This window comes from Legionella moravica DSM 19234 (assembly GCF_000423305.1).
GTDB lineage: Bacteria > Pseudomonadota > Gammaproteobacteria > Legionellales > Legionellaceae > Legionella > Legionella moravica.
In genome coordinates, this window is sequence record NZ_KE384002.1 from 127,050 (window position 1) to 144,870 (window position 17,821).

The window sequence follows — 17,821 nt, forward strand, 5'->3', positions numbered from 1 at the left end:
GCTTTGCTATAATTAATTAAAATGACAACCCAAAGGTGTTACTTTGAGAAACAGTGAAATACCGGAATCCCCATATGAATACCCCGCGGAGCCAATAGAGTATCCAATAAATCCAGAACCGTTGGAACCAGGATATCCGGAATTACCCGAACCAGAACCCATTGATACTCCTGAGCCAGGATATGAAGAGTAATTAATTGGGATCGCAGATTAATCCTTTGAGCGCTTTGCCTATGTTCTGGGCTCGCATCAGACTTTCCCCGATAAGAAAGGTATTAATCCCATGAGACTGCATTAATTTAATGTCGTTTCGTGTGTTGATTCCACTTTCCGAAATAATTAGTTTATCTGAGGGCACACATTCTTTTAGTTGAATGCTTAATTGCATGTCTGTTTTAAAGGTATGCAGGCTGCGGTTGTTGATGCCTATCAATGGAGTCGGTAATTTTATAGCTCGCTCCAGCTCTTCCCTGGTGTGACTTTCAACGAGTACAGACAGGTTAAGCTCCTGGGCTAATTGACAAAAATCAGTTAATTGCATGTCATCCAACATGGCAACTATAAGAAGAATACAGTCCGCACCCAAAGCCAGACTCTCATGGATTTGGTATGGGTCAATGATAAAATCCTTTCTTAGAACGGGTAGATTACACTGTGATTTTGCTAACGCCAAATAATCAGGGTGTCCTTGAAAGAAATCTCTATCGGTTAAAACGGAAAGGCATTTTGCGCCATTATTGGCATATACAGTTGCAATTTCTGCGACATCAAAGTGTTCTCTTATTAATCCCTTACTGGGAGAGGCTTTTTTAATTTCTGCGATGATTGAAGGGGACGAACCGGATTGAAGAGCTGCCAGAAAATCTCGTCTCTGAATGTCGTGTTCTTTTGAAAGGGAACTCAGGGGCTTATCTTTTTTAGATTGGGCAACTTCTTCCTGCTTATGTTGAGCAATGCGTTGTAAAATACTATTCATGGTGAGATTCTTTAGTTAATTGTTGAGTTAGATTTCGAAGATTGGTGAAACATTGGGCTGCTTTACCACTGTCTATTGATGCTTTAGCCTGTTCAAGAGCAAGGTCGAATGATAATTCATCCCTGGCACAATAAATTGCCGCAGCAGAATTCAGTAGCACCATGTCTCTCGCAGCACCCTGGGCTCCGGAAAGTACGGATGAAATTAATTCCAGACTTTGCTGGGGTGAGTCAACAATAATGGCATCCAGTGATTGGTGTTTTATACCAAAATGTTCTGGATGAATCAGCCATTCTTTATAAGTTCCATTATGGTACTCTACAACATCGGTAGGTGCGGCAATACTGATTTCATCAAGGCCATCGTGTGAACTGATGACCAAGGAGCGTTCACTGCCCAAATTAGCCAATACGATGGATAACGGTTTTAGCCAGTTTGCTGGATACACTCCAACAACCTGTTTTTTAACGCGCGCAGGGTTGACCAGAGGTCCAAGCAAATTAAACAGAGTTCTAATTCCCAACTGTTGGCGCGCTGCACGTGCATGCTGCATGGCAGGATGATAATGGGGTGCAAAGAGAAAAGCCAAGCCGCATTGTTTCATGCAGGCCATCATCTGGTCGTCAGTAAGATTCAGGGTAAATCCCGCCTGTTCCAATAAATCGGCACTACCGCTTCGGCTTGAGACGGAGCGATTTCCATGTTTTGCAACTTGAATTCCTGCTCCAGCTACTACAAAACTACAGGCAGTAGATACGTTAAAGGTATTTTTGCCATCGCCACCGGTGCCAACGATATCAATCAGATTCTCACCAAGTGCAAGAGGATGAGCTAATTGTCGCATTACAGATGCAGCGGTAGTCAACTCATTGGCTGTTTCGCCCTTCATTCGCATGAGAGCCAAAAAAGTTGCGATCTGCAGATCATTTAATTGACCCGTCATGCAGTCATGAATGACTTCATGCATTTGAGAGGGGCTCAGATCTTGCTTCGCGATGAGTTGTTCAAATAGTTGATTGGGCTTCATAACTTAAAAAATTCTCTAATATGTGCAAACCGTATTGGCTTAAAATTGCTTCGGGATGAAATTGTAGACCAAAAAGAGGGTATTGACGATGTGAAATTGCCATAATTGTATTATCTGCCCAGGCGTCTATAGAAAAACAATCGGGCAAACTGGATGCTTCGACTGCCAGCGAGTGATATCTCGTGGCTTTAAAGTGATTAGGAATATTCTTGAAGAGTCCTCTATTACTGTGGCGGATTTCAGAGGTTTTGCCATGCATGATTTCAGGAGCTGAGATAATTGTTCCTCCAAAAGCCTGAGCCAGGCATTGATGGCCAAGACAAACACCTAATATAGGAATATCCTGATGAAATGCTCTGATTGCTTCCAGGGAAATGCCTGCATCATCAGGTGAATTGGGGCCTGGTGAAATGACTATAAGTTTGGGGGCAAGTTTTTTTATATCCGCTATGCTAATGTGATCATGGGGATGAACTGAAACCGTTTGGTTCAAACATTGAAAATATTGTACCAGGTTATAGGTAAATGAGTCGTAATTATCAATCAGTACTAGCATTGAGATCCTATAATGCAAAATCCTCACCGAGGTATACTGCCCTCACTTGTTTATTAGCCAGGATGACTTCCGGAGCACCTTCACATAAAATTTTTCCTTGGCTTACAATATAAGCGCGTTCACAAATATCCAATGTTTCTCTTACATTATGATCCGTAATTAACACACCAATGCCATGATCGCATAAATGCTGAATAATTCTTTTAATGTCGATAACCGAAATTGGATCAACGCCGGCAAACGGTTCATCAAGAAGTATAAACGAGGGTTCAATTGCTAAAGCTCTGGCAATTTCAACCCGTCTTCTTTCGCCACCTGATAAGGACATTCCCAGACTTTTTTCAATATGGGTAATATGGAATTCCTGAAGGAGCAAATCCAGCTTCTCTTCTCGGGCTTGTTCGTCCAAATCAGTCCTAAGCTGCAGGATTGCCATGATGTTTTCTGCAACGGTAAGTTTACGGAATACTGAAGCCTCTTGAGGTAGATAGCTTATACCTAATCGTGCTCTTTGGTGCATTGCGGAATGGGTAATGTCTGTACCATTCAAAATGATCTGACCCTCATCACAGGATTGCAGGCCTACTATCATATAGAAACATGTGGTTTTACCTGCTCCGTTAGGCCCTAACAACCCAACACATTCCCCTTTTTTGATATTAATACTAATGCCGTTAACCACAGTTCTGGATTTAAATGATTTTTTTAACTCTCGGGCTTCTAATAGACTCATGTCGGTTTCTTTTCTGGATAAATGATAATGGTTGTTCTGGTTTTCCCGTCGCTTTCAGATACAACATGCTGCTCGAGGGTGTCGTAGCTAATTTTAGCCGCGGACAATGAATTGGTTCCTTGTTCAATACGCGCGTTGCCGATTAATTCAATTAGATGTTTTAATGGGTAATACTTTATAGTATCAGCATAGGCATGAAAAGGTGGCTTGTCGGGTCCGGTTTCGGTCCAGTAGTGAGCTTGTTTCCCTTTTTCACCATTGGCTATGGCCAAGACTAACTGATTTTTGGCATCACCTTGAGTTATGGCTTTAGCTGCATTCAGATTAGTTGAACCCTGCATGAATTCTACGTTACCAGTGTAGACTCCTTTATGATTTTTTTGGCTTAAATCGGCGGAGTCAGAGATGACATGCATGGTCTGCTCTTTGTCTGAGGGAAGGGCATAACCAACCATAACATTCAGCATCAAAATTACTAATAAACTGAAGCTAGCCTTTCGCTGGCTCATATCTACCTCTGGCTTGGTGAAGCAGTTCGACGCGTTTTTCATCAAGATAAGCATTCATTCCAGTTGACTGAATGATGTTTCCTGGTTGTTCAAAAGTTACGAACAAGTCGGTAGTTGCTTTCTTTTCTTGTGGATAATAGGTTACTTCTTCTGTTTTCAAGGTGCTTTCCTGGGATTTGTCGCCAGGATTTTGATGAACAACAACTTGCTCTATAAACGTAATGCGTTTACCGCCTTCGAATGATTTAGCGCGCTTGGAATTAATCTCCCATGCCGGTTGATCATCCTGATGGATAATAATATGGGGGGTCTTTAGCAGGTGAATGTCATCTTTAGGGATGTGTTCCATTAATGGAGTGGTTAATAAGTTAATCAGTACTCCTTCACTATTGAATTGACTTACGGTCAATTGAGTGATTGTCGTATCGATAGTATTGGACAGTATATCGTTATCCAAACTAATGAGTTTCTTTGAGTTGGTAAAATACCAACTGGAACATGCCAGAAGTGCAATTGCAAAAAACAACCATGCTGCTTGTTTGATGGCGTTCATTGTTTTAGATAACCTTCCAGTGCTAAATCCATTTTATTTTGTGCGTTCAGAATTAAGTCGCACAGTTCTCTTACTGCTCCACGACCACCTGTTTGCTGGGTTTGCCAATCAGCAAACTCTTTTACCTGGGTGACTGCATTTCCGACTGCCACACCTAATCCAACTTGCCGGATTAATGGTAAGTCAGGTAAGTCATCACCGATATAGGCGAATTGCTCATCATTCAGCCCCAGGCTTTTTTTAAGTTGCTGGTAGGCATCTCGCTTATCAACTTGTCCTTTAAAATAATGGACTATTCCTAGCTGTTTCATCCTGTGATCTACAACAGCATTGCGAGCGGTAGTAATAACTGCAACTTCTATGCCAATAGCCATAAGCAATTTTAGACCCATTCCATCCTGGACATGAAAGGATTTTAATTCATTACCATGATTGTCAATATGAAGCAGTCCATCACTAAGGACTCCATCGACATCACAAATAAGGCATTGAATTTTTTTTGCTTTTTCAATTAATTCATTCATTTTATTCTCTAAGTTAAAAAACGCCGGCTTTTAACAAATCATGTAAGTGAAGCACAGCATGAGGTCTGTTCATGTCATCTACCACTACAAGGGAAGTGATGCTGTATTTTTGCATTATCGCCAGGGCTTCGGCTGCAAGCATTCCCATATGAATGGTTCTGCAATTGCGGGTCATTACTTCTTTGAGCTGAGTCGTATTGATGTCGTATTGGCTGGTTAAGGTTCTTCGAATATCTCCATCGGTATACACGCCTACCAGGATCCCGTGATTGTCCACAACGCAGGTCATGCCCAGTTTTTTGTCGGTTACCTCAATCAGGGCTTCACTAATGGTTGCTTTCTCATTGGTCAGTGGCAATTGATCGCCTTTATGACATAAATCGTCTATTCGGAGTAATAATTTTTTACCCAATGCCCCGCCTGGATGGGACAAGGCAAAATCTTCGGCACTAAAGCCGCGTGCTTGAAGAAGGGCTATTGCCAATGCATCTCCCATGACCAGAGAAACGGTAGTACTGGTTGTCGGGGCTAGTCCTAGTGGACATGCTTCCTGCTTGATGCTGACATCGAGATTGACATCGGCTGATTTGGCCAGGGTTGAGTCAACATTTCCGGTTAAGGTAATCAGCGGTACTTCTAGACGTTTTAATAATGGGAGGATGGTTACAAGTTCAACAGTGTTGCCGGAATGTGATATTGCTACAACGGTATCTTGAGGAGTGATCATCCCCAGATCACCATGACTGGCTTCTCCAGGATGCATAAAAAAAGCAGGGCTACCGGTGCTGGAGAATGTAGCGGCCAGTTTGTTGGCTATATGTCCGGATTTGCCCATTCCTGTGACTACGATACGCCCTTTACAGGCAAGCAGTAACTCACAGGCCTTTTCAAATCGAGCATCAATTCGCTGAGTCAATTCGAAGACAGCTTGTGCTTCAGTTTCAATAACTGCGAGTCCAAGTGTGCAAAAATTCATAGGCAAAGTGTATTATTTTTTGTGTATTTTTCATTCTAACACATTGCTTTTGAATGATGTAACCCTATTTTTTTTTATAAATGAACTTTTTTTTAATTCAAACGCAATTAAAAACCACATTTTTTTTTTAACCAGTATATACTTCTAAATTCAGACTAAAATTGGAAATGAGAGCATGCCTGAAAATTGGGTTGTAATTAATAATCTGACCTTTACCCGGGATAACCGCTACATTTTTGATGGCATAGATATGGTGGTGAAGCAGGGAAAAATTACTGCTATCATGGGTCCAAGCGGTTCTGGAAAAACTACCTTGCTCAGGTTGATCGGTGCCCAATTAACACCTGACAATGGTGAGGTGTTCGTACACGGTCAAAACATACATCAGCTTTCTCGTTCAGCGTTGTATGAGGCAAGGCGTAATATGGGCCTGCTCTTTCAGAGCAGTGCACTTTTTACTCATCTTTCTGTATTTGACAATGTGGCTTTTCCTTTGAGAGAACATACTCAATTAAACTTTTCCATGTTGCGTGATATAGTGTTAATGAAGCTCGAAGCAGTCGGTTTGCGAGGTGCAGCGAATTTAATGCCAGCCCAGTTATCTGGCGGAATGGCAAGGCGTGTGGCACTGGCAAGAACTATAGCGCTTGACCCTGAGCTGATGATGTATGATGAACCTTTTACAGGACAGGATCCAATTTCAATGGGGGTTTTGGTGCGTTTAATAAAACGGCTGAATCAGTTGTTACACACCACAACCATAATTGTATCTCATGATGTTGAAGAAACCTGTTCAATAGCGGATTATATTTATTTGATTTCAGGCGGAAAAATTATTGGTCAGGGAACTCCTGATGAGTTAATTCAATCTGCAGAACCGCAAGTTAAGCAGTTTATGCATGGTGAAGCGGATGGAGCTGTTCCATTCCATTATCCTGCCAGACCTTATACAGAGGAGTTATTAGATGCTTGATTCAATCGCGCGTCTTGGTAATCGTGGTATACAGGTATTAAGTACTATTGGTAATTCAGGATTTTTTTTATTTACCATGTTGTTCAGAAAGCCTAATATACCTAAATTATGGCCTTTGTTGCGTCAGCAACTTCATTTTGTTGGCGTGTTGTCCTGTTTGATTATTGTCGTATCGGCCTTATTCATCGGTATGGTTGTTGGATTGCAAGGATACAATACTTTGCAAAAATTCGGCGCTGCCAGCCAGCTGGGACAATTGCTGGCATTAAGCATTGCACGAGAATTAGGACCAGTAATCAGTGCCTTGTTGTTTGCAGGACGGGCTGGTTCAGCTTTGACTGCCGAAATTGGCTTGATGAAAGCAACAGAGCAGTTATCCAGCATGGATATGATGGGTGTTGATCCACTGGGCAGAGTGATTTATCCACGTTTTATGGCAGGTTTTATTGCTTTACCCGTACTTGCATTAATTTTTTCTGCAGTAGCGATTTATGGCGGGTATTTTATCGGGGTACATTGGCTGGGTGTGGATGACGGCAGTTTTTGGTCCAATATGCAGGCAGCGGTTAATTTTCGTATTGATATTTTTAGTGGAATCATCAAGAGTTTCGTTTTTGCTTTTGTAGTGACCTGGATAGCAGTTTTCCAGGGATTTGAGTGTGTGCCAACAGCGGAGGGCATTAGTCAGGCGACGACTAAGACCGTAGTTTATTCATCGCTTGCTGTTTTAGGGCTCGATTTTTTGTTGACTGCAATGATGATTGGAGATTGGTAAATGAAAAAGCAACGTTATGTAGACATAAGTGTAGGAATATTTATGTTGCTTGGCCTATTGGCATTATTGGTAATGGCAATGAAAGTCAGCAGTTTTAATGATTTTATCTCTCAGAAAGGATATCAGGTCACAGCAGATTTTACTGATATCGGTGGCTTAAAGGTAAGGGCTCCAGTTACGGTCGCTGGCGTACGAATTGGTGAAGTGAGTCGAATTGAGTTGCAGCCAGGTGAGCTTAATGCCAGGGTTACCATGACTCTGAGAAGTGATAAAAGGATACCGTATGAGGATTCTTCTGCGCGAATTTTGACCGAGGGCTTGCTTGGTTCCAATTATATTAGTATTGTTCCGGGTTTTGAAGATGAGGACAGTAATGATCATCCGTATTTGCGGCAAGGGGATGTGATTGCTAAAACTCAGGAAGCGATTATTCTTGAGAATCTTATAGGCCAATTATTATTTAATATCAAGAAATAGGTGAACCATGAGAGCATTTAAAACCCTTTTATTAGTTGCTTGTATGTCCTTATCTCAAATGATGGCGGCACAGACATCTCCAGTACCTATGCTGGAACGAGCTGCTAATGATATTATCGCTACTCTCAAGGAAAACAAGTCAAGTTTGAAGAGCAATCCTTCTATTATTTATAAAGCAGTGGAAATGCATTTGCTACCAAATGTTGATGTAGCTGGTATGTCCCGATCCGTTTTAGGCCGTCAGGCATGGAATAAGGCAACACCATCTGAGCGCGCTGAGTTTTCCAAAGCGTTCACCCGATTGGTTATACGCACATACTCCAGCCCACTGGCTGAATATTCAGATGAAACCATCCAGTTTTTGCCTTTGCGCGGTTCATTGGACAGTCGTTTCATTAGGGTAAATAGTGTGATAGTTCGTTCCAAGGGACAAAATATTCCTTTAAGCTACAGTCTGGTTTCAAAAAATGGATATTGGAAAATTTATGACATAAGCGTTGAAGGAGTGAGTTTGTTACAGAGCTTTCGATCTCAATTCGCTCAAGCACTGCAACATTCCAGCATTAATGAAGTGATTAGTGAAATGCAGAAAAAACAAGTGAAGAAGGCTTCATAATCGTGGAAAAAATTAATTTTAAACCCGGTTCTGAGCTTACTTTTAAATCAGTGGTGTCTGTTCGCGCAAAGCTGTTTAAAGCGTTGATGGATGATGCCGCTACTACCTTTTGTCTTGATTTAAGTGACGTGAGGCATTGCGATAGTGCAGGCTTGGCATTACTGATAGAGGCAAGAAAATTGTGTATGCACCGCAACAAAATGTTTGAAGTGATAGGGATATCTCCAGAAACTCAGTCCTTAGCCGAATTTTGTGGAGTAAAGAGTATTTTAGAAAGTGCATGAATAGAAGAACCTGAATTAGGTAAATACTCATCATCCCTAAGACCTTGGCCTGCCTTTCGCGCAGGCTAGTTTTTTTGATATAAAACCCCCTTTGGAATGACTGTATAATCCTCTTTTATATTTTTTTTTACAACTAGGGTAAAAAAATTGTATTTATTTCAATTAGTGAGCTAACTTTATGTTAAGTAATGAAGAAATTGAACAAAGACTTAAAAGCATTGACGAAGTGCTTCATGTCGAAGTAACAGGCGATGGTTACCAGTACCAACTGATAATAGTAACCGATATATTTTTAAATAAAACCAGGGTCGCTCGACAGCAATGGGTCTATGCTCAGCTCAATGACTTAATTACCACTGGCAGGCTTCATGCTTTAAGCATGAAGACATGGACAAAAGAAGAATGGGGGAAGCAACATGGATAAATTATTAATAAACGGTGGTAAGGCATTACAGGGTGAAGTAGTTATTTCTGGTGCTAAAAACGCAGCATTACCCATCATGGCTGCCAGTTTACTTGCCAGTGACCATGTAACCATATCCAATGTTCCTCATTTAAAAGACATTACTACCATGATGGAGCTGCTTGGACAATTAGGCGCCCATTTGATTGTTGATGAAAAAATGAATGTGCAGGTAGACGCCAGTCAGGTCAATGAGTTTGTTGCCCCCTATGATCTCGTTAAAACAATGCGCGCGTCAATTCTGGTGTTGGGGCCTATGCTGGCGAGATTTGGAAAAGCCGATGTTTCCCTGCCCGGTGGCTGTGCGATTGGAACTCGTCCAGTAGATTTGCATCTCAAGGCATTAAAGGCTATGGGTGCTGATATCACGGTTAAAAATGGATACATCAACGCGCGTTGCCGGCGAGGTCGATTGCAGGGACGTCGATTAATGTTTGATACCGTTACGGTAACGGGTACTGAAAATATTCTTATGGCAGCAGTGCTTGCAGAAGGTACAACGATAATTAAGAATGCTGCTCGTGAGCCTGAAGTGGTTGATTTAGCTAATTTCCTAATCCAGATGGGCGCTAAAATATCAGGTGCTGGAACTTCAACTATTGAAGTTGAAGGTGTTGAGTCATTAGCTGGTGGGACTTATTCTGTTATGTCTGACAGAATTGAAGCTGGTACTTATCTTGCTGCCGGAGCATTGACCCGAGGTCATGTAACCGTAAAAAGAGTACGACCCGATACCTTGTTGTCTCAGTTGTGCAAATTTGAGGAAGCAGGGGCTGAGCTGACTATAGGCGAAGACTGGGTTAGTCTGAATATGCATGGCAAACGACCACAGGCAGTCAATATTTCAACGGCTCCTTATCCTGCTTTTGCTACTGACATGCAAGCTCAATTTATGGCAATGAATTCAGTTGCCGAAGGCACTTCAACGATAGTCGAAACTATTTTTGAAAATCGCTTTATGCACGTGCAGGAATTGCAACGCATGGGTGCTCAGATCCAGCTAAATGGTAATACCGCAATTATCAATGGCGTTGAAAAGCTAACGGGAGCACCAGTAATGGCAACCGATCTTCGCGCTTCAGCCAGTCTGATATTAGCTGGTTTGGTGGCTGAGGGAGAGACTGCTGTTGAGCGCATCTATCATGTTGATAGAGGATATGAGCGTATCGAAGAAAAATTGTCTCTTTTGGGCGCTGACATCAAGCGAGTTTCAGAGCGGTGATTACACGCAGTGAATTAAGCCTGTACCTGAATGATTTGCTGAATTGTCGTCAATATACTGACTATGCACCAAATGGAATTCAGGTTGAGGGTAAGGAACACATCAAGCGCATCTGTACTGCAGTAACTGCATCTGAGGACGTAATTTCTCAGGCAATTGAATGGCATGCAGATGCGCTTTTGGTGCATCATGGTTATTTTTGGCGTGGTGAAGATCCTGTTATCACCGGAATGAAGCGTCAGCGAATCAGTAAATTATTGAATCACGAAATTAATCTGTTTGCATATCATTTACCTCTCGATTGCCATCCTGAGCTGGGCAACAATGCGTGTCTGGCTAAATTATTGTCATTAGACTCAATTCAGATGCATCAAGTTGGCACTACAGATAACCTGTTATGGTCTGGTCTTCTGACTGAAGATATGACAGAAATGCAATTGGGCGATTTTTTGGAGCGTTCTTTTGGACGTAAACCTCTTCATATATCCGGTCATTCTAAACGCATAAAATCTATAGCGTTGTGTACTGGGGCTGCTCAGGATTATATTGAACATGCTCATGCGTTGGGAGTCGATGCCTATTTAAGTGGAGAAGTTTCAGAACGAACTTATTATCAGGCAAAAGAATTAGGAATTCACTATTTCTCTTGTGGGCATCACGCAACAGAGCGCTATGGAATTCAGGCATTAGGAAATCATGTAGCACAATATTTTAATTTGTCTCATCTGTTTCTGGACAGCAATAATCCTGTTTAATTATTTACCTTATTTAAAATTCATATTTGGTCATCAAATTGGAAGATAATAAAACAGATATACTGGATTAACACTTTTTTTATTCCTTGCTAGAACAATCTCTCTTGTGCCTGCCCTCTATAGTGGGCTAACATGTGACAATAGTTGCTAAAGGATTGTTATAATGATCAATTTTAAAAGATTTCTGGTCTTTATATTTGTGCTTTGTTTTTTTTCGTTGCAGTTAAATGCGAAAGGATTACAAAATAAAGCATTTAGAACGATCTGGCATCCAACTTATCTTGGAGAACGTCTGGATTATTGCAGTTTTGATGGAAAAGAGTGCGGTAAGGATGTTGCTAATCGTTATTGTCAAATGTTGGGCTATGATTATTCCAGTCAAAATGTCATTGCTTACAACGTAGGGTTAACAAATTATTTATCCAGCAGACTACAATGCAAAGGTTGGCGTTGCAATGGATTTATGACGATTAGTTGTGCCATCGGACTGTCACATAATCCACCCAAACCTTATCATTACCGCGAGAAAGAATTTGCATATCCTCGATACAATGATTATCGAGTAGATTGGTGTTATGACAAGGATAAAGGTTGTGGAGCACGAGCTGCAAATTCATTCTGCAGCAGGATGGGGTATCTCCAGGCAAAACGTTTTGTTAAGGAATCTCAAATTAGTGCAACCAAATCAATTGGTAGCCAGGAACTGTGTTTTGGTAATCAGTGCAATGCATTTAAATCAATACTGTGTTATCGATGATCCTATCATCTTAAGGGTCATGGAACATGTCATCCCGAATACAGCATGGGATATCCTGATATTCAGTTTTTGTTTATGAAGAATGAACCCCAGTTGTTCTGAAAGAACCTGGGGTAACAGATCGGTCGTGAAGCAGAGTACATGTTTATATGCTTGAATCATTTTGATTGATGGTTTTTATGACAGTTCAGTAAATTTAATGTCAGAAGTTTGACAGTAATGAAGTAAGTATCCGATACTTAAATTAAATTATCTCAAACTTAAGGATAGGTTTATGAGTGACAATGAGACAATATACATCATTGATGAGAATGAAAATCGTTGTGACAAATTAAGAACTATATTTGACTTTTTAGGACAATCTACCGAGGTTATCAAATATAACAATTGGCAAATTATAAATAATCCTAATCCTGGAGTAATCATTCTGGGTGCTGAGCGAGAGTTCGATAAGACTATTGATGAGCTTGATGCTTTAGCCCAGCAATTTTCAAGAGTTCCAATAATTGTTATTGGTCAACAACTTAACTCCGTTCAATGCGAAGATCGGAATGTTGTTGCCTGTCTTTCTTTTCCATTCAGTTATGCTCAAATGCTTGAAGCGTTGCATCGTTGTCAAATTGCTAAAGAAGCAGTAAAACTGATTACTGCCAGCACACAAAGAATCCCTTTGTTTCGTAGTTTGGTTGGAACGAGTAAAAGCATTAGCCAGGTTCGTAAACTGATTGAGCAAGTTGCAAATACTGAGGCTAGCGTATTGATTTTAGGAGAGTCAGGAACTGGTAAGGAAGTTGTTGCTCGAAATATTCATTCTTTATCTGCACGAGCGAATAAGCCCTTTATACCGATTAATTGTGGCGCTATTCCGGGTGAATTATTAGAAAGTGAATTATTTGGCCATGAAAAAGGCGCTTTTACCGGGGCCATTACTTCAAGACAAGGACGTTTTGAATTAGCTAATGGTGGAACTCTCTTCCTCGATGAAATTGGTGATATGCCTTTGGCCATGCAGGTAAAATTGCTTCGAGTGTTGCAGGAACGTTGTTTTGAGCGAGTGGGCTCCAATAAGAGCATTGATGTAAACGTTCGGATCATTGCTGCAACTCACCGAAATTTGGAAGTTGCCATTAAGGAAGGTAAGTTTAGAGAGGATTTATTCTACAGGCTTAATGTATTCCCTATTGAAATGCCTCCTTTGAGGAGCCGAAGTGCGGATGTGGTGCTTTTATTTAATGAACTCATTTCGCGTATTGAAGGGGAGAATAGGCCCATTGTTCGTCTAATGCCTGATGCGATGGATGCATTATGTAATTACAGCTGGCCTGGAAACGTTCGTGAATTGGCAAATTTGGTAGAACGTTTGACCATTTTATACCCTAATGGTATTGTGTGTAAAAATGATCTACCCCAGCGCTTTCAAGGTGAATACAAACTATCCTATATGGAAATGAATTCATCTGGCTCTGAACGTGAAACCTTATTACAAATAATCAGTCAGGATCAACCATCAAATACTGATGGGATTGATTTGAAAGAGCACTTGGTTAAAACAGAGCTTTCTTTGATAAGCCAAGCTTTAGAGGAGTCTGACTGGGTAGTAGCTCATGCAGCAAGTTACCTCAACATGAGGCGGACAACTTTAGTTGAAAAAATGCGTAAATATGGATTGACTCGTCCGGAGAAAGAAGAGCGGTAGGCTCATTATATTTTATCTTGGACTGGCTCAAACTCAGTAAGAGATTAATGAAAAAAATGTATATTATCTGAGATTTGAATAGACCCCGCGGTCTTCATTTGCTGAATTATCTCATGGCATAGTTCATTTCATTTTGGATTACTATATTGGATAAGATCCATTTTCCACGATCGCTTCCAGGCAAAACCAAGAGCTATTGAGTCGTTTCTAGTTTTCTTAAGCACTATTGGCTACGTAGGAGTAGTCCTCGCGAGATAAACTTGAAAATAAATTGGAAGAACACGTTGCATGTAATACAATCGCGTCAATAAAATACTAATGGAATAATAATTGAGTCTTTAGGGATAAAGCGAATTATCCTTTAAGAGATGTAATCATGAAAATTATTCAAATTAAACGAAGCGCCTCAGGAACGATAAAACCAGTTAAAGAGCGAGTTTATTTGCCTCGATCAGAATTTCATTGCAGATATCCTTCATTATTTGATATGACCGATCCGGTGAGATGGTCTACTTACCACAGAAGTGATTTTAAAAAAATCGAAGGAACAACTAAAGACCTGTTTAAATTTCAGGGAAATCAGGAGTCAATAACAACGGGTATGTACCCTAAAACGGGTAATTTTTACAATCCTTTCCATTTTGCAAGATATAAAAAAGCCTTAAAACCAGTAAAAAAGGCACTGGCAATTTCGGAACCTGCTATATGGTACGACAGGCTTTTGGAACAGCAAAAAAATATGGCTGCTTATGTTGTTGCTCAAGTTAATGAACGCGATCCTGACATTCTTATCAACGCAGATAATAACTACACCTGCGTATTGTTTTCTTTGCCTAAGCCCGCCGGTGAGAAAAATCCTAAAGTTTGGAGCCAATTTCTATCCGTATACCTCATTGCATTTGCTAATATTTTGGCTGATGAGCGGGGAATTAATATTGAAATGGTGCACCGCTCGAGCTTTGGATGCTTGAGACCCTCTGTTGCAGATTGTGGTGAAAGTGTGCGTGTTAATCTTGGATTAACACCAAAACCCTATGCGGACTGTGTGATTGATGCGATCATGTTTTTGCAAAAACTGGTCAAGAACCAGAATGCTTTTGAAATTCCATTTCACTCTGTAGCATTGACGAAGACTCTGAAAAATTATAATAAAATAAAATCGACGGAAACAAAACCAGTAGACATTCAGCTTAAAGATACCCTTTGGAATACTTTATGGGCTCCAGGTGATAGTTCAAATAAATCGTTTGCGAGTCAAATATTCAGAAAATCAGTAGTTAAGGAATGCCTGGTCGACTTGATACAAAATGCCTGTCTTGATCATCCATTAGAAGATATCTTCCAGGATAAAAAAGCTTGTAACAAGGCGTTCATAGAACCACTTAAAAAAGTGCTTCAATCCATTAAATTAAATGGCAAATCCCTTTCGATCCAACTTGATGGTGATGACTTAACATCCTATGAATGGGGGGAGGCCGAAAAAGTTCTGGACGATGAGTTTTGGACCCTGGTAAAAGAAATGGCAGAGCTTTTGGGGGCGACAAAAAAAGAAGTTGCAACTCTTGTAAAGGAACAAAAAACAGAAGATCTCCATTCTTGTTTTGAAGCATGGGTTGCAAATTTCATTTTTCAACCTAAAGCAGATCAATCGGTTGAGGATGGAAATGGCTCTGACTCTGATGAAGAAGGGGAGCTTGAACTTAAAGGAGAGCCTCAGACAATTCATGCAAAGAAAATAATTACCGCAACAGGGATGAGGGCAATACAACTGATTCATGCTGTCAGTAGAAAATACCTCCATGATACATACCAGATAGATCCCTTGTATCTAACATTCAGTGCAAGCCAAATGTATTATGAAACAGATGAAGCATTATCAAAACATCCGATTCCTGTTGATTATGTGCATGATAAACCCAAAAAAAGAGTTCAGACCAACGTCGCCTTTTTTGACGTAAATCATTGCAACACAACCCATGAGGATATGGCGGATGAAATTGCTTTAATTGATAAAAAAGATCGGATTTGCGCCATTGATGTCACTTCAGCTACAACTCGAGAGATTCATGAAACCCTGGTGCGACTTTATGAAGAGCGGCCTAATCTTGAGATTATTTTAACAATCAGTAGTGGCTTAAAAAATGAGCAGGCAATGGGTGATTACAACCCCTATGGCACTGTACGTATTTTTTCAAAAAATCGTGAATCGCTTGATGTCATCTATGATGATTTGGTTGAGCTTGAAGAGCAAGCGGGCTATTTACACCCGAAAGAAAGTCATTTAATCAGAAAATCTGCAAAATTAGCGGGATTGACTCCAACTAATGCGTCCATTTTATGTTAAGGAGTTGGGAATATGTTTAATTCATTTCATTTAGACGGAATAAAGGCATTTGATGAACATAATTATGAACGTGCTAAAAATTGTTTTCTTCAAGCGATTGATAACAATCCAGAAGTACCAGAGAGCTATTTATATCTAGGAACATGTTTCTTTTTTTGCAGCGAACCAAAAAGAGCAATTTCTTCTTTAAAAAAATTTATTGAATTAAGACAAAGTAATCCAGACGAAGTAGCCAATGTGTCTCATGCGTTCGATTTATTAGGGCAATGCTATGAAATGGAACATAACAGCAAAGCCGCACTCACATGTTATGAGACGGCAACAAAAATATATCCATCTGGTGCCTCTGCCTGGAATAACATGGGTTTATTGTTTATAAAGTCCGCTGTGCATTATCTCGAAACAGACTTGGTACAGAGCGTCAAGCTGTTTCGTGCTTCCCTGGCTTTTATCACAAAAGCCTTGAGTATAAGCAGCGAAAACCCTGTTTTTTTACACAGTGTAGCAAGTTGGTATGAACAATATATTGAAGTGGTTGTGAAGGTCGTACAAGACGAAGATGCTGTGATGAATAATGTAGCAATGAATTTTAGTTTTGCAATACACTATTACCGAAAAGCTCTAGCGGTTTGTAAAGAACATGAGGTCACATTGAGAAACATTATCTTATCTAACCTCACTGAATGTTTGGCACAATATGGACATCATTTTTACAAAAATAATGAATACTTAAAAGCGCAAGAAATTTATTTAGAAGCACTTCAGTTTGATCCAGAACATCTTATTGTCATTAATCAGATTGGAATGTCTCTTTTTAAACAGGATTGTTTTCCTGAAGCGCGAAAATACTTTTCCTCTATTCTCAATAAAACAGAAGACACGCAAGAAATTGCAGATGCCTGGTTAAATATTGCTTGTACCTATAGATTAGAGAATAAGTGGGAGCAGGCTGAAGAGGCTCTTATCCAGGCTAAACAGCATGCGCCTGAGGATTCTTCCATAACTGAAGAAGAAATGAGGTTGATTGAATCAAAAAGTGCTGCGCTTCTTATATCAACACCTCAAACATTATTTGGTAGTTCAAGTTCTGCTTCTCAAGGAGCAGGATGTCAGGAGGTTTCAAAATCAAGTTGCATTTTTCAGTTAAACTAAAATTATTTAAAGCATGCTTGTTTGGTCTGGAGATGAACTCTACAACCCTTTTCCCCACGCTGAGTGGGGAGGGGAAAAGCCTTTGATTGTGATTTCAGGGGATGTTAATACCAGGCCTTGGTTTTAGGACTAAGGCTTATTCTCGGTGGGTTCTTCTTCAGTTTTTTCTGTTGTTTTGGCTTTTTCAGTTTTTGTCTCAGCCGCTTTTACTTCTTCAGTTTTAGTCGCTTCTTTTTTTACCTCTTCAGCAGGTGTTTCCTGTTGCTCTCTTTTTTGCTTGTAGTCTTGAATTATTTCTTCGACACTGCTTTTTATGCCTTTATACAGTTTCGTTGTCATTGAAGTTAATTCTTTAAAATCAGGCAGCTTGGATTTAAAATCGCTCATGTTCCACTCCCTTGCAGAAAATTGTTTTATTATATAATTATATACTCATATTCAATCTTTTGTTGT

General features: G+C 40.3%; 22 protein-coding genes. 13 read left to right on the forward strand and 9 right to left on the reverse strand.

Annotated elements, in window-relative coordinates; genetic code table 11:
- The first annotated feature begins 43 nt into the window (after window positions 1–43).
- Window positions 44–193, forward strand: a complete 150-nt coding sequence (locus G543_RS19205) for a hypothetical protein (RefSeq protein ID WP_165482382.1) — start codon at window positions 44–46, stop codon at window positions 191–193.
- Here the strand turns inward: G543_RS19205 and trpC are convergent, their stop codons facing one another.
- Genes trpC through G543_RS0114395 form a run of 8 tightly spaced genes read right to left on the reverse strand, consistent with a single transcriptional unit; the run spans window position 194 to window position 5,854 of the window.
- Window positions 194–976 carry an indole-3-glycerol phosphate synthase TrpC gene (gene trpC / locus G543_RS0114360; protein WP_028385132.1) on the reverse strand — a complete coding sequence of 261 codons (783 nt, stop codon included), beginning with the start codon at window positions 974–976 and terminating at the stop codon, window positions 194–196.
- Window positions 969–2,003, reverse strand: a complete 1,035-nt coding sequence (trpD, locus tag G543_RS0114365) for an anthranilate phosphoribosyltransferase (protein WP_028385133.1) — start codon at window positions 2,001–2,003, stop codon at window positions 969–971. Before trpD ends, trpC begins: the two co-directional genes overlap by 8 nt.
- Complete coding sequence (locus tag G543_RS0114370) at window positions 1,981–2,559, reverse strand: anthranilate synthase component II (RefSeq protein WP_028385134.1); 579 nt, start codon at window positions 2,557–2,559, stop codon at window positions 1,981–1,983. Before G543_RS0114370 ends, trpD begins: the two co-directional genes overlap by 23 nt.
- A 7-nt stretch (window positions 2,560–2,566) precedes the next feature.
- Window positions 2,567–3,292, reverse strand: a complete 726-nt coding sequence (gene lptB, locus G543_RS0114375) for an LPS export ABC transporter ATP-binding protein (protein ID WP_028385135.1) — start codon at window positions 3,290–3,292, stop codon at window positions 2,567–2,569.
- A complete protein-coding gene (lptA, locus tag G543_RS0114380) occupies window positions 3,289–3,801 on the reverse strand; it encodes a lipopolysaccharide transport periplasmic protein LptA (protein ID WP_028385136.1) in 513 nt (170 codons plus the stop codon). Before lptA ends, lptB begins: the two co-directional genes overlap by 4 nt.
- Window positions 3,782–4,354, reverse strand: coding sequence for an LPS export ABC transporter periplasmic protein LptC (gene lptC / locus G543_RS0114385; RefSeq protein WP_028385137.1), 573 nt, complete (start codon window positions 4,352–4,354; stop codon window positions 3,782–3,784). The genes lptA and lptC overlap by 20 nt, the downstream gene beginning before the upstream one ends.
- Window positions 4,351–4,878: a KdsC family phosphatase gene (locus G543_RS0114390; protein WP_028385138.1), complete on the reverse strand. Its 528-nt coding sequence runs from the start codon at window positions 4,876–4,878 to the stop codon at window positions 4,351–4,353. The genes lptC and G543_RS0114390 overlap by 4 nt, the downstream gene beginning before the upstream one ends.
- Before the next feature lie 13 nt (window positions 4,879–4,891).
- Entirely contained in the window at window positions 4,892–5,854 is a 963-nt protein-coding gene (locus G543_RS0114395) for a KpsF/GutQ family sugar-phosphate isomerase (RefSeq protein ID WP_028385139.1), read from the reverse strand.
- 175 nt (window positions 5,855–6,029) lie between these two features.
- On the opposite strand from G543_RS0114395, the gene G543_RS0114400 reads away from it, so the two are divergent.
- The 12 genes from G543_RS0114400 to G543_RS18095 all read left to right on the forward strand — a co-directional run bounded on the left by G543_RS0114400 (window position 6,030) and on the right by G543_RS18095 (window position 17,368).
- Complete coding sequence (locus G543_RS0114400; protein ID WP_028385140.1) at window positions 6,030–6,827, forward strand: ATP-binding cassette domain-containing protein; 798 nt, start codon at window positions 6,030–6,032, stop codon at window positions 6,825–6,827.
- Window positions 6,820–7,602, forward strand: a complete 783-nt coding sequence (gene mlaE, locus G543_RS0114405; protein ID WP_028385141.1) for a lipid asymmetry maintenance ABC transporter permease subunit MlaE — start codon at window positions 6,820–6,822, stop codon at window positions 7,600–7,602. Before G543_RS0114400 ends, mlaE begins: the two co-directional genes overlap by 8 nt.
- On the forward strand, window positions 7,603–8,079 hold the full coding sequence (gene mlaD / locus G543_RS0114410) for an outer membrane lipid asymmetry maintenance protein MlaD (protein ID WP_028385142.1): 477 nt from the start codon (window positions 7,603–7,605) through the stop codon (window positions 8,077–8,079).
- A 7-nt stretch (window positions 8,080–8,086) separates the two neighbouring features.
- Complete coding sequence (locus tag G543_RS0114415) at window positions 8,087–8,695, forward strand: MlaC/ttg2D family ABC transporter substrate-binding protein (protein WP_028385143.1); 609 nt, start codon at window positions 8,087–8,089, stop codon at window positions 8,693–8,695.
- A gap of 2 nt (window positions 8,696–8,697) precedes the next feature.
- Window positions 8,698–8,979 carry an STAS domain-containing protein gene (locus G543_RS0114420; RefSeq protein ID WP_028385144.1) on the forward strand — a complete coding sequence of 94 codons (282 nt, stop codon included), beginning with the start codon at window positions 8,698–8,700 and terminating at the stop codon, window positions 8,977–8,979.
- Between the two features lie 178 nt (window positions 8,980–9,157).
- Window positions 9,158–9,403 (forward strand): BolA family protein, encoded by a 246-nt coding sequence (locus tag G543_RS0114425; RefSeq protein ID WP_028385145.1) that lies wholly within the window; start codon window positions 9,158–9,160, stop codon window positions 9,401–9,403.
- Complete coding sequence (murA, locus tag G543_RS0114430; RefSeq protein WP_028385146.1) at window positions 9,396–10,664, forward strand: UDP-N-acetylglucosamine 1-carboxyvinyltransferase; 1,269 nt, start codon at window positions 9,396–9,398, stop codon at window positions 10,662–10,664. The genes G543_RS0114425 and murA overlap by 8 nt, the downstream gene beginning before the upstream one ends.
- Window positions 10,661–11,419, forward strand: coding sequence for a Nif3-like dinuclear metal center hexameric protein (locus G543_RS0114435; RefSeq protein ID WP_028385147.1), 759 nt, complete (start codon window positions 10,661–10,663; stop codon window positions 11,417–11,419). Before murA ends, G543_RS0114435 begins: the two co-directional genes overlap by 4 nt.
- A gap of 163 nt (window positions 11,420–11,582) precedes the next feature.
- The gene (locus tag G543_RS0114440) at window positions 11,583–12,176 is read left to right on the forward strand and encodes a hypothetical protein (protein ID WP_028385148.1); all 594 of its coding nucleotides are present in this window, start codon (window positions 11,583–11,585) and stop codon (window positions 12,174–12,176) included.
- Window positions 12,177–12,450: 274 nt separating this feature from the next.
- Window positions 12,451–13,872, forward strand: a complete 1,422-nt coding sequence (locus tag G543_RS0114445) for a sigma-54 dependent transcriptional regulator (RefSeq protein ID WP_028385149.1) — start codon at window positions 12,451–12,453, stop codon at window positions 13,870–13,872.
- A 376-nt stretch (window positions 13,873–14,248) separates the two neighbouring features.
- A complete protein-coding gene (locus G543_RS0114450) occupies window positions 14,249–16,216 on the forward strand; it encodes a hypothetical protein (protein WP_028385150.1) in 1,968 nt (655 codons plus the stop codon).
- A gap of 12 nt (window positions 16,217–16,228) precedes the next feature.
- Window positions 16,229–17,368 carry a tetratricopeptide repeat protein gene (locus tag G543_RS18095; protein ID WP_035922435.1) on the forward strand — a complete coding sequence of 380 codons (1,140 nt, stop codon included), beginning with the start codon at window positions 16,229–16,231 and terminating at the stop codon, window positions 17,366–17,368.
- A gap of 129 nt (window positions 17,369–17,497) precedes the next feature.
- On the opposite strand, the gene G543_RS0114460 is transcribed toward G543_RS18095, so the two are convergent.
- Complete coding sequence (locus tag G543_RS0114460; protein ID WP_028385151.1) at window positions 17,498–17,755, reverse strand: hypothetical protein; 258 nt, start codon at window positions 17,753–17,755, stop codon at window positions 17,498–17,500.
- Window positions 17,756–17,821 lie beyond the last annotated feature (66 nt).

Coding starts and splice junctions, on each gene's coding strand:
- trpC (WP_028385132.1), bottom strand. CDS start 976: ATGAATAGTATTTTACAACGCATTGCTCAACATAAGCAGGAAGAAGTT.
- trpD (WP_028385133.1), bottom strand. CDS start 2,003: ATGAAGCCCAATCAACTATTTGAACAACTCATCGCGAAGCAAGATCTG.
- G543_RS0114370 (WP_028385134.1), bottom strand. CDS start 2,559: ATGCTAGTACTGATTGATAATTACGACTCATTTACCTATAACCTGGTA.
- lptB (WP_028385135.1), bottom strand. CDS start 3,292: ATGAGTCTATTAGAAGCCCGAGAGTTAAAAAAATCATTTAAATCCAGA.
- lptA (WP_028385136.1), bottom strand. CDS start 3,801: ATGAGCCAGCGAAAGGCTAGCTTCAGTTTATTAGTAATTTTGATGCTG.
- lptC (WP_028385137.1), bottom strand. CDS start 4,354: ATGAACGCCATCAAACAAGCAGCATGGTTGTTTTTTGCAATTGCACTT.
- G543_RS0114390 (WP_028385138.1), bottom strand. CDS start 4,878: ATGAATGAATTAATTGAAAAAGCAAAAAAAATTCAATGCCTTATTTGT.
- G543_RS0114395 (WP_028385139.1), bottom strand. CDS start 5,854: ATGAATTTTTGCACACTTGGACTCGCAGTTATTGAAACTGAAGCACAA.
- G543_RS0114400 (WP_028385140.1), top strand. CDS start 6,030: ATGCCTGAAAATTGGGTTGTAATTAATAATCTGACCTTTACCCGGGAT.
- mlaE (WP_028385141.1), top strand. CDS start 6,820: ATGCTTGATTCAATCGCGCGTCTTGGTAATCGTGGTATACAGGTATTA.
- mlaD (WP_028385142.1), top strand. CDS start 7,603: ATGAAAAAGCAACGTTATGTAGACATAAGTGTAGGAATATTTATGTTG.
- G543_RS0114415 (WP_028385143.1), top strand. CDS start 8,087: ATGAGAGCATTTAAAACCCTTTTATTAGTTGCTTGTATGTCCTTATCT.
- G543_RS0114425 (WP_028385145.1), top strand. CDS start 9,158: ATGTTAAGTAATGAAGAAATTGAACAAAGACTTAAAAGCATTGACGAA.
- murA (WP_028385146.1), top strand. CDS start 9,396: ATGGATAAATTATTAATAAACGGTGGTAAGGCATTACAGGGTGAAGTA.
- G543_RS0114440 (WP_028385148.1), top strand. CDS start 11,583: ATGATCAATTTTAAAAGATTTCTGGTCTTTATATTTGTGCTTTGTTTT.
- G543_RS0114445 (WP_028385149.1), top strand. CDS start 12,451: ATGAGTGACAATGAGACAATATACATCATTGATGAGAATGAAAATCGT.
- G543_RS0114450 (WP_028385150.1), top strand. CDS start 14,249: ATGAAAATTATTCAAATTAAACGAAGCGCCTCAGGAACGATAAAACCA.
- G543_RS18095 (WP_035922435.1), top strand. CDS start 16,229: ATGTTTAATTCATTTCATTTAGACGGAATAAAGGCATTTGATGAACAT.
- G543_RS0114460 (WP_028385151.1), bottom strand. CDS start 17,755: ATGAGCGATTTTAAATCCAAGCTGCCTGATTTTAAAGAATTAACTTCA.